The sequence below is a fragment of the Neorhizobium lilium genome (assembly GCF_004053875.1).
Lineage (GTDB): Bacteria > Pseudomonadota > Alphaproteobacteria > Rhizobiales > Rhizobiaceae > Neorhizobium > Neorhizobium lilii.
Genome location: NZ_SBIP01000007.1, coordinates 64,678 through 79,771 on the forward strand (window position 1 = coordinate 64,678; position 15,094 = coordinate 79,771).

Consider the following 15,094-nt stretch of genomic DNA (forward strand, 5'->3'; position numbering starts at 1 on the left):
CCTCCTCGGCCACGCGAGATCAGGATCGCGTCTGGCCGGTGCCATGCACACGGTATTTGAAAGAGGTCAGTTGCTCGACGCCCACAGGTCCGCGTGCGTGCATTTTGCCGGTGGAGATGCCAATCTCACCGCCCATGCCGAACTCGCCTCCATCGGCAAACTGCGTCGAGGCGTTATGGAGCAGGATTGCCGAGTCGATCCCATTGAAGAAGCGGGTGACAACTTCCGGGTCTTCCGCGATCACCGCTTCCGTGTGGTTGGAAGAGTAGGTGTTAATGTGGCGGATGGCGCCGGAAATTCCGTCCACGATTGCGACCGAAATGACGGCATCCAGATATTCCGTCCGCCAATCCGCTTCGGTCGCAGGCTTGAAACCAGGAAACACCTTGAGCACAGCGGCCGAGGCTCGAATTTCGCAGCCGGCTTCGGTCAAGGCTTCCAGGATCGGCATCAGGTGTTTGCCGATCGCAGCGCTGTCGATCAGCAGCGTTTCCGCCGCGCCGCAGACACCGGTTCGGCGCATCTTCGCGTTGACGACGATCGCTTTCGCCATGTCGAGATCGGCCGAGGCATCCACATAAATGTGGCACAGGCCTTCCAGATGCGCAAAAACCGGCACGCGCGCCTCGTTTTGGACCCGAGCGACCAGGCTCTTGCCGCCGCGTGGCACGATAACGTCGATTGCGCCGTCCAGCCCCGAAAGCATGGCACCCACGGCAGCACGATCCGGTGTCGGTACGATCTGGATAGCATGCTCTGGAAGGCCGGCAGCCTTCAGGCCTTCGCTCAGGCACCGGCCGATCGCCTGCGATGAATGCAGTGAATCCGACCCGCCGCGCAGGATGACGGCATTTCCGGCCTTCAGGCACAGTGCGCCCGCGTCCGCAGTGACATTGGGGCGGCTCTCATAGATCACCCCGATGACCCCGAGCGGTGTACGCACTCGCTCGATCTTCAAACCGTTCGGGCGTTCCCAGGCGGCTATGACTTCGCCGACCGGATCCTTGAGCGCGGCGATCTCCCGCAGGGCCGACGCCATGTCGTCAATGCTCTTTTCCGTCAGGGTCAGGCGGTCGATAAAGGAAAGCAGAAGATCTTTGCCTGCCACATTGCGTAGATCCTCGGCATTCGCCGCGAGGATCTCGCTCTTTTGTGCCACCATTGCATCCGCCATCGCCCGTAGCGCCATTGCCTTGGCGTCCGCCGAAGCGGTCGCAAGCTCTTGCGCTGCCGCCTTCGCATTACGACCGATCAGGCTCATGATTGTCGCAACGTCATCGCCTGCCGAAAGCTTGTCAAGCATGGGCGACATCCTCTTCCTGTTCCAAGGCAGCGCGACCGGCTCGCGTGATCACCATGTCGTCACGGTGAACCATGGCAGCGCGACCGGCATATCCCAGCAGTGCCTCGATGTCCGCGGACTTCCGTCCGGCGATCTGGCGTGCCTCATCGGCATCGTAGCTTGCAAGCCCACGGCCGATTTCACGCCCATCAATGTCCAAGATAGCCACCGTATCGCCACGGTGGAAATGTCCTTCGACACGCCGCACGCCGGCCGGCAAAAGGCTCTTGCCTATGCCAAGCGCCTTTTGCGCCCCCGCATCCACATGCAGTTGGCCGGCCGGCTGCAATTGCCCGGCAATCCAGGTCTTGCGCGCCGTAACCGGCGTACCAGAGGGCGCAAACCAGGAAAAGCGCGAGCCCTCCTCGATCGCACGAAGCGGGTGATCGACCTTGCCCGATGCGATGATCATGGCGCAGCCGGCAGCTGTTGCGATCTTGCCGGCATCGATCTTGGTTCTCATGCCGCCGCGGGATAGCTCGGACGCCGCGCCACCGGCCATGGCTTCGATCTCCGGTGTGATCGTCGGAATGGTGTCCAGGAACTGTGCCTGCGGGTCGAGGTGAGGTGGTGCGGTGTAAAGCCCGTCGATGTCCGACAGCAGGATGAGAAGATCCGCTCCGGTCATCGTCGCCACGCGCGCAGCCAGGCGGTCATTGTCGCCATAGCGGATTTCCGAGGTCGCGACCGTATCGTTCTCATTGATAATAGGCACCGCGCCTATTCTGAGAAGCTGATTGATCGTGGCGCGGGCGTTGAGATAGCGCCGCCGCTCTTCGGTGTCTCCGAGCGTCAACAGAATCTGCCCGGCGACAATCTCCTGGCGCGACAAGCTTTCGGACCATGCACGGGCCAAGGCAATCTGGCCCACGGCGGCAGCGGCTTGGCTCTCCTCCAGCTTCAACGCGCCTGCGGGCAGGTCGAGAACGGTGCGGCCCAGCGCAATCGCGCCGGAAGAGACAACCAGCACGTCGGTCCCTTGTTTCCTCAAGGCGGCAATATCCGCGCAGATCGCTTCAAGCCAGCCCGATTTCAGCCCCGTCCCGCGATCGACAAGCAGAGCCGAGCCGATCTTGATGACGACGCGGCGGTGACTTGCAACGGTTTTGCGCAGCGATGTCATTCGTCACTCTCTTGGCCATCATCGACGGGCATGGAGCGATCAGGGAGCGCCGTTTCGTTGACGCCGCTTGCCTCGACGATCACGTCGCGAAGGGCGCGCAGCACTTCCGTCATACCCTTGCCGGTCACGGCTGAAATCAGGAAGGGCGTCTGGCCGCTCGCTTTTTCGAGCTCTTTCGCCTTCTTCTTAAGTTCCTTTTCGTCCAGCACGTCGATCTGCGACAGCGCCACGACCACCGGCTTGTCGATCAGCCCGCCGCCATAGGCTTCGAGTTCTGTCTTTACCGTCTTATAGGCCTTGCCGACCTTTTCCTCGACGGCCGATACGAGATGCAGAAGAACGCGCGTCCGCTCCACATGGCCAAGGAAGCGATCGCCGATGCCGATGCCCTCATGAGCGCCCTCGATCAGGCCTGGAATATCGGCGAGCACGAATTCGCGGCCATCGATGGTCGCCACGCCGAGGTTCGGATGGAGTGTTGTGAAAGGATAGTTGGCGATCTTCGGGCGCGCCCGGGTGACGCTTGCAAGGAATGTGGACTTGCCCGCATTGGGCAGACCGACGAGCCCCGCGTCTGCGATTAGCTTCAGCCGCAACCAGACGGTCTTCTCCTGGCCTTCCTGGCCGGGGTTGGCCCAGTTGGGCGCCTGGTTCGTGGAGCTTTTGAAATGCGTATTGCCGAAGCCGCCATTGCCGCCTTTGGCCAGCCGGAAGGTCTGGCCCTCCCGAATCATGTCGATAATCAGGGTCTCGTTGTCTTCTTCGAAAATCTGCGTGCCGACGGGAACCTTCAGTGTGGCATCGCCGCCATTGGCACCGGTGCGGTTCCGCCCCATGCCATGCGTTCCGGTCTGCCCTTTGAAATGCTGCTGGAAGCGAAAATCGATCAGCGTGTTGAGCCCGTTGACGGCTTCTACCCAGACGTCGCCTCCGCGACCGCCATCGCCGCCATCCGGACCGCCGAACTCAATGGATTTCTCCCGCCGAAACGAGACCGCGCCCGCACCGCCATCGCCGGAGCGTATGTAGACCTTTGCCTCGTCGAGAAATTTCATGCTTCAGCCGTATGTCCTGAGGTCGTCGCTGCTCCTGGTAGTCCGAGGAGCAATGTATAGTTTCGATATCGCCGGTGGGAGCGAAGGTCAAAGATTATCATGAAGTTGGTCAGCTATAACATCCGATTGAGAAGCCGGCGGGACCTGCCCGCCGGCTTGATTTGCGTCATGGTCGAACCGGTATCCGAAAATCCTCCGGCCGCAACACAGTCTCGATATGCGGCGCCATTCGGTTGCGCGCGATGCTGAAGAGATCTCCAGCACCGGCGATCCGGAAACCCAGCTTCCGCTGGACGTTAAGCGACGCAAGATTGTCGGCAAAGGCGCCAGCACGGACGTCCGTATCCGGCATCCGGCGGAAGAAGCGCTCTAATACGGCCGCCACGGCTTCTGTCATGTAGCCGCGGTCCCAGTAGAAGCGGTTCAGCCAGTAGCCAAGATGCCACTGCCCGCCCCGCGGTTCCAGCCCAACGACACCCAGATGCACGTCGTCGCCAGTCGTGATCGCCAACGTCCAGCCGGGCAGCAGACCGGACGCCTGCAACACCAGCCAATCCAGAGCATCCTGCCTGTCATAGGGCTGAGGTACTCGGGCCAGCATGCGGCTGACCTTGAAATCGCCCAGCGACTGGGCGATGGCCTCGGCATCGCCGAGCTTGTGCGGCCGCAGGACCAGCCGATCCGTTGTGATGACGGGGCACGGGCCGGGGCGGTGTCTAAGCTCGCTCGTCTTGTGAAGAACTGCGGCGTTCATCTCAGTTCTCCCCAGCTTCGCAGCGACATCCAGGTCTTGCGGTCGAGCCGGAACCATTCGACCGCAACCATCCCGCCCACTGCCAGGCACTGGATCATGCCCGTGCCCTGGAATTGAAACCCACACTTCTGAATGACCCGCTTCGATCCGACATTGGTAACCCGGCATCGAGCATCGATATGGTCGATGTTGTTGCGGGTCCGGAAAGCCATGTCGATCAAAACATGCGCAGCCTCGGTCGCGAACCCCTTATTCCAATGGGGTTCGCCTAGCCAATAGCCGATCTCGAGCGTGCGGTCGTCTTCCTGGGGCTCAAGCGCGCAGCAACCGAGGAAGGCGCCGTTGTCACCTCGCGTGATGGCATAGACGCATTTGCCAATCTCGCCGGCCTTCGTGCGTCGCACGAAATCGGCTGCGTCTTTAGCCGTGTACGGATGCGGCATGCGCGACACCATGGTCGCAATGTTCGCATTGTTGGCGAGATGAGCAAGTGCGTCGATGTCTTCTTCGTGGGGGGCGCGGAGCACGAGACTCCGCGACAATAAGACGGGGCAATCGCTTCTCGACCGGTCGGGTCTCAACCGTTCCTCTGGCGGCCGGGATTGGCTCGCCCTCAATAACTCGCCTTGCATGGTCAGTCCTCCTGTTGGGAAAGAAAAAAGGGGAAGATGGTGGTGTCCCATCTTCCCCTTTTTCTTGACTGAACCTTTTGGGCGCTCAGCCGGGTCGATGTGACACCGGCTGCTTGAAACGCTTGACCGGTTTTATTCTGCTGCTTCGGCTTTCGGCATTACAGACACGTAGACGCGGCCATTGGCCTTCGTACGGTAGTTCACATTACCGGCCGTAAGCGCAAAAATGGTGTGGTCCTTGCCGAGGCCGACATTCTGGCCTGGATGCCACTGCGTACCGCGCTGGCGCACGATAATGTTGCCTGGAATGACGTTCTCGCCGCCGAACTTCTTCACGCCAAGGCGCTTGGATTCGGAATCGCGACCGTTGCGCGACGAACCGCCAGCTTTTTTATGTGCCATTGGAGTTCTCCTTTACCTTCGAAACCCTGAGTTAAGCCAAGATGTCCGTGATGCGGACGACCGTGTGATGCTGCCGATGACCGCGAATTCGCTTGGAATTCTGGCGGCGACGCTTCTTGAAGGACAGAACCTTCTTGCCGCGATTATGCTCGACCACTTCGGCCTTGACCGTTGCACCCGAAACGAACGGCGCGCCGATCGTTGCATCGGCGCCTTCGCCGATAATCAGGATTTCGTTGAATTCTACAACCGAACCAGCTTCGGCTTCCAGCTTTTCGATGGTAAGCACGTCGTTGGCGGCCACGCGGTACTGCTTACCGCCGGTCTTGATGACTGCGAACATTTTTTATCCTTTCATGTTCGTTCCGGCTCTATCCTGAAGGATGGCCGTCTTTTTATCAGTCGGATTGGCCGAATGTTCGAAAGATAGGATCGATTGAACAGGCTGCCGGTGAAATCTGCCTCTACAGCCTTAAGGCTTGACGCAAACAATAAGACAACGGAATCGGTATCCGTGCCTAATCGCGTGCGGAGATACGCGAGGGCCTTTAATCTGTCAAGATAAAAGCTCCATCCGTCATGCCAATCGCCCCTTGCCAGCCCCTCATTTCATCGCTATGAGAACGCCCGCGCTGACCAACGCGTCATCACGTCTAAGCGGAGAGGTGGCTGAGTGGTCGAAAGCACCGCACTCGAAATGCGGCATACGGGCAACCGTATCGTGGGTTCGAATCCCACCCTCTCCGCCATACCTTTTTCTTCTCTGTGCTTCCAAAGGCTCCGCGCACCAGATCGAATTGCATTGCAAGATGTGCGAGCAAGCGCCAAGCGCGACGTCCAGCAAGTGGCAGGATCGCGAACGCAGGCGCCAGCGGTTGCCAGGAGGAAGGGAAGGGCGCGGGGATGAATTTTTTTAGAGGTCCCTTGAAAAAGCCGACAACCCTCCCGAGCAATCGTTTTACTCACCCTGTTAGCAAATGATTCTTCTCTCGAAAAAATCGCGAACTGGTACTATATGGGCCTGATCGTAAGGAGGCCCTATGGCTCGCATTGACCAGACAGATGATTGGCAGGATCGCCATGCGCCGACGATCAGCACGTTCGAATCGTTGGCGATCGATGCCTATGGTCACCTTCCTGAGGAATTCCGGTCCCTTACAAAAAACCTGATCATCGAGATCGAAGAATTTCCGGATGACGATGTCTTTGAGGACATGGCATTGGAAACTCCCTTCGATCTGCTGGGACTTTTCGAGGGACGAGGCATTTCCGAGCGCTTCACGGTGGAAACGGGGGAATTGCCGAACCGTATCAGGCTGTATCGCCGGCCGATCCTGGATTATTGGGCCGAGAATGAGGAAACGCTGGGCGATATCATTACCCATGTGCTTATCCACGAAATCGGCCACCATTTCGGTCTGAGCGATGACGACATGGAGCGCATCGAAGCAAGCGCGGAAGAAGCAGCCCAGCGTTGAACTCCGCTCACTGCTCTCCCAGCTTCATCTCCGGATCGTAATCCTTACCCTCTACCGTCTTGGTAACGGCCTGACCGCAATACAATTTGTTTTCTGAATGGTTGAAAGAAAGACTGGGGGCGCCGTGCAGCTCCCAGCCTTTGTTCAACGCGGCCGTCACCCGGTGGCAGAAGCTCGCATCGTCGGGGCCGGTCAGGAAGCGGTAGACTTTCATGAGGTTTTCCTTGTTCTAGCGGCAATATGCTTGGCTGTGGCGAGAAGCCGTTCAGCCTCCACCAGATGCAATCTTTCAACCATCTTGCCGTTCAGGTTGATCACGTTGAGATGTTCGGTCCCTGCCTTGGCAAAAGCGGCGACAATGCTCTCCGCCTCTCGCACGGCCAGCGGATCAGGCCCGAAATGGCGGTTGGCCGGCTCGATCTGACTCGGATGGATCAGCATCTTGCCGCAAAATCCCATGGCGCGACCCTGAGCGCATTCTGCCTCCAGGGCTTCCATGTCCTGAAAATCGTTGAAGACGCTGTCGATAATATCCAGGCCATGGGCGCGTCCTGCAAGCAGGATCTGCATCAGCCAGGGCACGAGATAAGCCCGCCCAGACCCCGGAAGAACACCGCTTTCCTTGCGCAGATCGTTGAGCCCCACCACCAGGCACTGCAGTCTTTCATCCGCAAGCGCAATCGTCGGCGCATTCAGGATGCCCTTCGGCGTCTCGATCATCGCCCATATGGCGATCTCCTGTGTCGATCCAGCATCCGAAAGGATATCCGCCACCGCCTGGATATCGGAGACATGCTCCACTTTCGGAATCAGAACCGCATCCGGCTGTGTCTCGATCACCAGTTCCATGTCCGCGCTTCCAAAGTCGGAATCCATTGGATTGATCCGGATGATCCTCTCGACACCGGATGAAGCCGTTTCCTTAAAGAACAGACGAAGATTGTCCCGTGCTTCCGCCTTCTTTTGCGGTGCGACCGAATCCTCCAAATCGAATATCACCGCGTCGCAATCCAATGCCTGGACCTTTCTCAATGCTCGGATATTAACGGATGGTACACTGAGAACCGAACGGCGGAGAGAAGCCGGAGCAGAATTGATAACAGTCAAAGCTTTCATCGCGGATTTGTGACAATCTTTTTAGCCGTCGGTACTACGACATAGGAAAAGCCCTCTTGCAAGAGAAGGTCTCAAGGGCCACATTTCCTGGTGAAGAGAGGTTTTGAACATGCAAAACATTCGCGCATTATTCGTTATCGTTTCGGCCATTGCCGTGCTTGCCGCCGCCGCTTTCCTTACGGCATCGCTGACAGTCGCCTTCGCAGGAATACTGGCAATCCTGTCGATCGGCAGGGCTGTTTCCGCGCAGCTTAAACCTGTGCCTGTCAAGGTGAAGGCAAACCAGCGCGAAATGCGCGTCTGGAACGACGGTCGCGGCACCATCATCGATCTTTAGAGAGTAGGATCGGCCTGTAAGAAGCAGACAGTCTCCGCTTCGCGTAGCAGAGTACCGGTTGAGGGCAAACTGCCCTTCAAATTTGGCCGGTTTTGCTTTATTGGAGCATCCGCAGAGACATTTTGCGGAGACGGGTCATGGAAAAATTCACCAAACTTACCGGCGTTGCTGCGCCGCTTCCGGTTGTCAATATCGACACGGACATGATCATCCCCAAGGATTATCTTAAGACCATCAAGCGAACCGGCTTGGGCAAGGGGCTTTTTGCGGAAGCCCGTTACCGGGAAGACGGTTCGGAAAACCCGGATTTTGTGCTCAACAAGCCGGCTTATCGTACTGCCAAGATCCTCGTGGCAGGCGATAATTTCGGTTGCGGCTCCTCTCGTGAGCACGCTCCATGGGCCCTTCTCGACTACGGCATCCGCTGCGTCATTTCGACGAGCTTTGCCGACATCTTCTACAATAACTGCTTCAAAAACGGCATACTGCCGATCGTGGTTAGCCATGAAGACCTCGACAAGCTGATGGACGACGCCTCGCGCGGTTCCAACGCCATCCTTGCTATCGATCTCGAAGCTCAAGAGATCACTGGTCCAGACGGCGGCTCCATCCGCTTCGACATCGATCCCGGCCGTCGCCACATCCTGCTCGAAGGACTGGACGACATCGCCTCCACCATGAAGAGCGATGCGGTCATCAGCAGCTTCGAAAACAAGAACCAGGCCGAGCGCCCCTGGCTCTAAGGGGACGCGCCTCATGGTTCAGCGCATTTCCTCCGGCTCGCCGTTCGAATCCAGGATCGGCTACTCGCGAGCCGTGGTGGATGGAGACATGGTCTATGTCTCCGGCACTACCGGCTATGACTATGCTAATTTGGAAATGCCGGACGATGTCGCGGCCCAGACCCGCAATGCACTCGGTACTATCGAAAAAGCGCTTCGTGAGGCCGGCAGTGGCCTGAACGATATTCTGCGCGTCCGCTATTATCTGACCGACATGGCGCATTACGATGCCGTGGTGGAGGTGCTGGGTGCTGCCTTCGCGGAAGTTCGCCCTGCTGCCACCATGGTCGTTTGCGGGCTGACGGCGCCGGAAATGAAAATCGAGATAGAGGCAACCGCCCGCATCGGTGCCGGCGCCCGCTGAGATCATGACCTCGTCGCTTCAGGCTCCGGCGAGGCTTCTGCCATAAGCAACTAACCGTTGCGTGGACGAACAGAGCCTGTCGAACCGCAAGGATTGCACACAACATGGCCAAAACTCTCTTCCTTTTGCCCGGCGACGGCATCGGCCCCGAAGCAATGGGCGAAGTCCGCAAGATCATCGCCTATATGAACGAAGAACTGGCAGCGGATTTCGTTCTGGACGAGGGTCTTGTTGGCGGTGCAGCCTATGATGCCCATGGCGCTGCGATTTCTGAGGAAGATATGGCCAAGGCCATGCAGGCGGATGCAGTCCTGTTCGGCGCCGTCGGCGGGCCGAAGTGGGATGCCGTGCCCTACGATGTTCGCCCGGAAGCCGGCCTTCTGCGGCTGCGCAAGGACATGCAGCTCTTCGCCAACCTGCGCCCGGCCATCTGCTACCCGGCGCTTGCCTCGGCCTCCTCTCTGAAACCGGAACTGGTGGAGGGCCTTGATATCCTGATCGTCCGCGAGCTGACCGGCGGCGTCTATTTCGGCGAACCCAAGGAAATCATCGATCTCGGCAACGGCCAGAAGCGCGGCATCGATACCCAGATCTATGATACCTACGAGATCGAGCGTATTGCCGGCGTTGCCTTCGAACTGGCGCGCACCCGCAAGAATACCGTCTGCTCCATGGAAAAACGCAACGTCATGAAGTCGGGCGTCCTCTGGAACCAGGTCGTGACCGAAACGCACAAGCGTTCCTATTCGGATGTGAAGCTCGAGCATATGCTGGCCGATGCCGGCGGGATGCAGCTGGTTCGGCAGCCAAAGCAATTCGACGTGATCGTGACCGACAACCTGTTCGGCGACATGCTGTCCGACGTCGCGGCCATGCTGACGGGCTCCTTGGGCATGCTGCCCTCGGCGTCGCTCGGCGCTCCCGATGCCAGGACGGGCAAGCGCAAGGCGCTATACGAGCCCGTGCATGGTTCGGCTCCTGATATCGCCGGCAAAGGCATCGCGAACCCGATCGCCATGATTGCGTCCTTCGCCATGTGCCTGCGCTACTCCTTCGACATGGTGAAGGAGGCGGACAGCCTTGAAAAGGCGATCGCCGACGTACTCGACCAGGGCATCCGCACCAGCGACATCATGGCGGAGGGCGCTCGTCAGGTGGGCACGGTCGAGATGGGCGATACCATTCTAAAGACCTTCGCCGGGCTTCAGTCTCGGTAAGCAGCGTTAACCGTCATCGCAAACAGGCTGTTTTTCTCTTGTCATCCAAGGCCGCTAAACTGGCCGCAGTGGCATCCGGAAAGACGAGCCTGTTCGCAATGCAGATATCCATGGCGAGGGTAATGGACGGTCTTGCCCGTCGGCGAAGGCGGTGCAAGGCGGCTAGCTTTTCGGCCTGCTGCTCCCGGTCCTGGGCCTTCGTGGTCTTCAACCTTGTGCTTCTGGCTCTATTCCTGCTGGACGGGCCAGTCGCCGCCTATATTAGGGTCCACCGCCTGGAGGTAAGGCCTGTCGGCAGCGTGATCACCGATTTCGGACAGTCAGGCTGGATCCTCGCTGCCAGCCTCCTCATTTGCGCGGAAGCCTACCTTGCCTACCGCCTTTCGCCATCATGCCGTAGACGTTTTCAGGCAGCCTTTGTCGGCCATATGGCGCTTTATGTCTTCCTTTGCGTGGCTTTGTCTGGTGTCACCGCAAACCTGCTGAAACGTGTGATCGGCCGGGCACGCCCGGTCCTTTACGACCAGCTCGGCATGCTGAGCCTGAATTTCTTTGCGGGCTCCTCCCGGTTCGAGAGCTTCCCATCCGGCCACGCCACCACGATCGGCGCTTTCATGATGGCGATGGCGCTGCTCGCCCCGCCTTTCCGGCTGGTCTTTCTTGTCATGGGCCTATGGCTTGGCTTTTCCCGGGTTATCGTCGGAGCGCATTATCCCAGCGATGTCATTGCAGGCCTTGCCCTGGGAGCCTGGTTTTCACTGGTTATCGCGATCCTCTTTTCGCGCCACAGGCTTCTGTTTCGCCAGACCGGCGAAGGTTGGCCCCTTTTGCGCCGGCCGGTTCCCTTGTCGCTTCTGCCGCCGTCGATTACCTATCCCAAGCCGGCCTTCCGCTTGTATGGCTCCTCTTCCGCTTCCATCCGGACATAGAAAAACCCCGGCCACTTGAAAAGGCGGCCGGGGTTGTCGCATCAGTCTGGCATTTATTCAGCGTTGATGTCGCGGTCCTTCGTTTCCGGCAGGAAGATCATCCCGATCACAAGGGTGATGGCTGCAAAAACGATCGGATACCAGAGGCCGTAGTAGATATTGCCGGCGGCCGCACTCATCGCGAAGGCTGTTGCCGGCAGTAGCCCGCCGAACCAGCCATTGCCGATATGATAAGGCAGCGACATGCCGGTGTAGCGGATGCGGGTCGGAAAGAGTTCGACCAGCAAGGCGGCAATCGGGCCGTAGACCATGGTCACGTAGAGGACCAGCACGAACAGGACCGCGATCGTTCCGATCCAGTTTACCTGCGCCGGATCGGCCGTCATGCTGAACGCACCGCCATTGGCGATCGTGTAGACCGGCATGTCAGTAACGCCCTTGCCCTCGTCGGCCGTCAGGAGCTTCTGGGAAACGAGGTCGGCCGCAGGGACGGTCGCCTTTTCGCCACCACGAATAGCGGCCGCATCGAGACCCAGTTCCGGGTTGGCTGCAATAAACGCATCGAGCTTCGCGTCCGGCACTTTGATGGCTCCTCGCTTCAGCGGGTAGCCGGCATCGTGCAGGGCAACGTTCACATTCTTCTCGAGAGCCGACTGCTTGGCCTTGGCGTCGGCGCCGGCAGCGATCGCATCATAGCTGGCGATGGTCTTATCGGCGATCTTGACCACGGCGGGTTGACCCGCCGGCCCCGGCACCACGTCATAAGGCACGGAGTTCCTGGTCAGAAAGGAAGTTGCGATATCGCATGAACTGGTGAACTTCGAGGTGCCAGTCGGGTTGAACTGGAACTTGCAGTCTGCCGGATCGGCCGTCACCGTGGCGCGAATGGTCGCCTGGGCTTCGGCAAGGGCCGGGTTCGCCATCGAGGTCAGGGCTTTGAAGAGCGGCATGTAGGTAACCGCCGCGATCAGAAGTCCGGCCATGATGATCGGCTTGCGGCCGATGCGGTCCGAGAGACCACCGAAGACCACGAAGAAGGGCGCGGCCAGCGCCAGGGCGATCGCGACCATGATGTTTGCGGACTGAAGATCGACCTTCAGGATATTCTGCAGGAAGAACAGCGCATAGAACTGGCCCCCATACCATACGACCGCTTGGCCCATTGTCGCACCCAAGAGAGCGATGATTGCGATCTTGGCATTGCTCCATTGGCCGAAAGCTTCCGTCAGCGGCGCCTTGGAGCCTTTGCCTTCCGCCTTCATCTTCTGGAAAGCGGGCGACTCGTTCATCTTGAGCCGGATCCACACCGATACGCCGAGCAGGACGACCGAAACCAGGAACGGAATGCGCCATCCCCAGGCCGCGAAGGCCGCGTTGCCCATCAGTGTCTGGACCACGATGATGACGACCAGCGACAGGAAGAGGCCGAGCGTCGCCGTTGTCTGGATCCAGGAGGTGAAATATCCGCGCCGGCCGTGCGGCGCATGTTCGGCTACATAAGTGGCCGCACCGCCGTACTCACCACCCAGCGCAAGACCCTGCAGAAGGCGAAGCACGATGAGGATGATAGGAGCTGCAATGCCAATCGTTGCGGCGCCTGGAAGAACGCCGACCAGGAAGGTGGAGGCACCCATGATCAGGATGGTGACGAGGAAGGTATATTTGCGCCCGACAAGATCGCCGAGACGACCGAATACGAGGGCGCCGAACGGGCGAACAAGAAAGCCTGCCGCAAATGCCAGAAGCGTAAAGATGTTGCGCGTTGCTTCAGGGTACTGGGTAAAGAAGGTCGCCCCGATATAGGTTGCCAGCGAACCATAGAGATAGAAATCGTACCATTCGAAAACCGTGCCGAGGGACGAAGCGAAGATGACCTTCTTCTCCTCCCGCGTCATTGGAGCGGCTTTGGTGCCGGCCGCCGTTGCGACATTTGCCATTTGCGTCCTCCCGCGAAGATGAAACCTTACTCCAGAGCCAGCATGTTCCCTCCTGAACCTGACTTTGGAGCATTTCACAGGATGGCAGGATTCGAGACAAAGGAAGAGAGATGCTTTGGGATTATGACTTTCGTCTAATACCGGCCAGTATCATCCCTCGGTCGCGCCTGTAGCGCCGATGCTGCATTGCCTTGACTCACTGCGAAAATCTTCTAAACAGACCAGCAAACGGGAAAACGCCCAGATGCACGCCTGCGATTCTTCCAGTGCTGTCTTTGAACTGCCGCCTCTTCGGGCTGCGCAGTGGGTATGCGATTCCGCCTTTTCAAAAACCAAGGCCAAAACGACGACGAAAACCGTCTGACGTCTCTGGCCTGCCGCTCTCTCCCCGGCTTGGCTGGGGATCAGGAATACTGCGACCATACCGCGGTTTTCCCCCTCACAAGATCGAGGAGAGACAGAAAGAGAGCACTGAAATGGGTTTCAAGATCGCAGTCGCCGGAGCAACCGGCAATGTCGGCAGGGAAATGCTGAACATTCTCGTAGAACGCGGTTTCCCGGCCGATGAGGTCGTGGCGCTCGCGTCCGCCCGCTCGCAGGGAACCGAAGTCTCCTTCGGCGACAGGACGCTGAAAGTGTCCAATCTCGAAAACTACGACTTCTCCGACACCGATATCTGCCTCATGTCGGCCGGCGGCGATGTCTCCAAGAAGTGGTCGCCCAAGATCGGCGCACAGGGCTGCGTCGTGATCGACAATTCTTCCGCTTGGCGCTACGATTCTGACGTGCCGCTGATCGTTCCAGAAGTCAATCCGGACGCGATCACCCAGTTTTCCAGAAGAAACATCATTGCAAACCCCAACTGCTCCACGGCCCAGCTGGTCGTGGCCCTGAAGCCGCTCCACGATTTCGCCAAGATCAAGCGCGTGGTCGTTTCCACCTACCAGTCGGTGTCCGGCGCCGGCAAGGAAGGCATGGACGAGCTCTTCACCCAGACACGCGCCGTCTTCGTCGCAGATCCGGTCGTGTCGAAGAAGTTTACCAAGCGCATCGCCTTCAACGTCATTCCTCACATCGACTCTTTCATGGAAGACGGTTACACGAAGGAAGAGTGGAAGGTTCTCGCCGAAACGAAGAAGATGCTTGATCCCAAGATCAAGGTGACCTGCACCGCGGTGCGCGTTCCCGTCTTCATCGGCCACTCGGAGTCAGTCAACATCGAGTTCGAGAACGAGATCACCGCCGATCAGGCGCGCGACATCCTGCGCGATGCGCCAGGCTGCCTCGTCATCGATAAGCACGAAAACGGCGGCTACATCACACCCTACGAATGTGCCGGCGAAGATGCGACGTATATTTCGCGCATTCGCGAAGACGCCACGGTCGAGAACGGCCTCAATATCTGGGTCGTATCGGACAACCTGCGCAAGGGCGCTGCGCTGAACGCGATCCAGATCGCCGAGCTTCTCGTCAATCGTGGGCTCATCAAGCCGCGCAAGGCTGCTGCATAAGTGCTTGTTAAGTATATTGTTGTAGATCCCGCTTGAGCGGCGGGGTCTACTTGGCATTGCATCTCATCACGGACTGTTCATGAACGTGTGAGTTGCGATTGATTGGTCACCGCCA

The 15,094-nt window shown here is 58.8% G+C and carries 17 protein-coding genes and 1 tRNA gene; 8 read left to right on the forward strand and 10 right to left on the reverse strand.

The genetic code is table 11. The annotated features are described in order from the left end of the window. Positions 1-19 precede the first annotated feature (19 nt). The 7 genes from EPK99_RS24000 to rplU form a co-directional block, all read right to left on the reverse strand. Complete coding sequence (locus tag EPK99_RS24000) at positions 20-1,303, reverse strand: glutamate-5-semialdehyde dehydrogenase (protein ID WP_128445624.1); 1,284 nt, start codon at positions 1,301-1,303, stop codon at positions 20-22. Next, entirely contained in the window at positions 1,296-2,465 is a 1,170-nt protein-coding gene (gene proB, locus EPK99_RS24005) for a glutamate 5-kinase (protein ID WP_128445625.1), read from the reverse strand. The genes EPK99_RS24000 and proB overlap by 8 nt, the downstream gene beginning before the upstream one ends. Next, positions 2,462-3,520 carry a GTPase ObgE gene (gene obgE, locus EPK99_RS24010; RefSeq protein WP_128445626.1) on the reverse strand — a complete coding sequence of 353 codons (1,059 nt, stop codon included), beginning with the start codon at positions 3,518-3,520 and terminating at the stop codon, positions 2,462-2,464. Before obgE ends, proB begins: the two co-directional genes overlap by 4 nt. A 166-nt stretch (positions 3,521-3,686) precedes the next feature. Next, positions 3,687-4,274 (reverse strand): GNAT family N-acetyltransferase, encoded by a 588-nt coding sequence (locus EPK99_RS24015; RefSeq protein ID WP_128445627.1) that lies wholly within the window; start codon positions 4,272-4,274, stop codon positions 3,687-3,689. After that, positions 4,271-4,906, reverse strand: coding sequence for a GNAT family N-acetyltransferase (locus tag EPK99_RS24020; RefSeq protein WP_128445719.1), 636 nt, complete (start codon positions 4,904-4,906; stop codon positions 4,271-4,273). Before EPK99_RS24020 ends, EPK99_RS24015 begins: the two co-directional genes overlap by 4 nt. 132 nt (positions 4,907-5,038) lie before the next feature. Then, positions 5,039-5,308, reverse strand: coding sequence for a 50S ribosomal protein L27 (rpmA, locus tag EPK99_RS24025; RefSeq protein ID WP_128445628.1), 270 nt, complete (start codon positions 5,306-5,308; stop codon positions 5,039-5,041). Between the two features lie 31 nt (positions 5,309-5,339). After that, positions 5,340-5,651 carry a 50S ribosomal protein L21 gene (gene rplU, locus EPK99_RS24030; RefSeq protein WP_128445629.1) on the reverse strand — a complete coding sequence of 104 codons (312 nt, stop codon included), beginning with the start codon at positions 5,649-5,651 and terminating at the stop codon, positions 5,340-5,342. Positions 5,652-5,967: 316 nt separating this feature from the next. Between rplU and EPK99_RS24035 the strand changes: the two genes are divergently transcribed. Together EPK99_RS24035 and EPK99_RS24040 are read left to right on the forward strand one after the other, a co-directional pair. Further along, positions 5,968-6,057: transfer RNA gene (locus EPK99_RS24035), tRNA-Ser, on the forward strand. Positions 6,058-6,348: 291 nt separating this feature from the next. After that, complete coding sequence (locus tag EPK99_RS24040; protein WP_128445630.1) at positions 6,349-6,786, forward strand: metallopeptidase family protein; 438 nt, start codon at positions 6,349-6,351, stop codon at positions 6,784-6,786. Between the two features lie 7 nt (positions 6,787-6,793). Here EPK99_RS24040 and EPK99_RS24045 read toward each other — a convergent pair whose 3' ends face one another. Both EPK99_RS24045 and EPK99_RS24050 read right to left on the reverse strand, forming a co-directional pair. Beyond that, complete coding sequence (locus tag EPK99_RS24045; protein WP_128445631.1) at positions 6,794-7,000, reverse strand: DUF1737 domain-containing protein; 207 nt, start codon at positions 6,998-7,000, stop codon at positions 6,794-6,796. Continuing rightward, positions 6,997-7,902: an HpcH/HpaI aldolase/citrate lyase family protein gene (locus EPK99_RS24050; RefSeq protein WP_128445632.1), complete on the reverse strand. Its 906-nt coding sequence runs from the start codon at positions 7,900-7,902 to the stop codon at positions 6,997-6,999. Before EPK99_RS24050 ends, EPK99_RS24045 begins: the two co-directional genes overlap by 4 nt. A 109-nt stretch (positions 7,903-8,011) precedes the next feature. Between EPK99_RS24050 and EPK99_RS24055 the strand changes: the two genes are divergently transcribed. The 5 genes from EPK99_RS24055 to EPK99_RS24075 all read left to right on the forward strand — a co-directional run bounded on the left by EPK99_RS24055 (position 8,012) and on the right by EPK99_RS24075 (position 11,531). Next, on the forward strand, positions 8,012-8,239 hold the full coding sequence (locus EPK99_RS24055; RefSeq protein WP_128445633.1) for a hypothetical protein: 228 nt from the start codon (positions 8,012-8,014) through the stop codon (positions 8,237-8,239). Positions 8,240-8,376: 137 nt separating this feature from the next. Then, positions 8,377-8,982, forward strand: coding sequence for a 3-isopropylmalate dehydratase small subunit (gene leuD / locus EPK99_RS24060; protein ID WP_128445634.1), 606 nt, complete (start codon positions 8,377-8,379; stop codon positions 8,980-8,982). Positions 8,983-8,995: 13 nt separating this feature from the next. Beyond that, positions 8,996-9,385 carry a RidA family protein gene (locus EPK99_RS24065; protein ID WP_128445635.1) on the forward strand — a complete coding sequence of 130 codons (390 nt, stop codon included), beginning with the start codon at positions 8,996-8,998 and terminating at the stop codon, positions 9,383-9,385. Positions 9,386-9,489: 104 nt separating this feature from the next. Continuing rightward, positions 9,490-10,602: a 3-isopropylmalate dehydrogenase gene (gene leuB / locus EPK99_RS24070; RefSeq protein ID WP_128445636.1), complete on the forward strand. Its 1,113-nt coding sequence runs from the start codon at positions 9,490-9,492 to the stop codon at positions 10,600-10,602. A gap of 110 nt (positions 10,603-10,712) precedes the next feature. Next, positions 10,713-11,531, forward strand: coding sequence for a phosphatase PAP2 family protein (locus tag EPK99_RS24075; protein ID WP_164901881.1), 819 nt, complete (start codon positions 10,713-10,715; stop codon positions 11,529-11,531). A gap of 53 nt (positions 11,532-11,584) precedes the next feature. Here the strand turns inward: EPK99_RS24075 and EPK99_RS24080 are convergent, their stop codons facing one another. After that, the gene (locus tag EPK99_RS24080; protein WP_128445638.1) at positions 11,585-13,468 is read right to left on the reverse strand and encodes an MFS transporter; all 1,884 of its coding nucleotides are present in this window, start codon (positions 13,466-13,468) and stop codon (positions 11,585-11,587) included. Positions 13,469-13,944: 476 nt separating this feature from the next. On the opposite strand from EPK99_RS24080, the gene EPK99_RS24085 reads away from it, so the two are divergent. Then, complete coding sequence (locus tag EPK99_RS24085) at positions 13,945-14,979, forward strand: aspartate-semialdehyde dehydrogenase (RefSeq protein WP_128445639.1); 1,035 nt, start codon at positions 13,945-13,947, stop codon at positions 14,977-14,979. Positions 14,980-15,094: the final 115 nt, after the last annotated feature.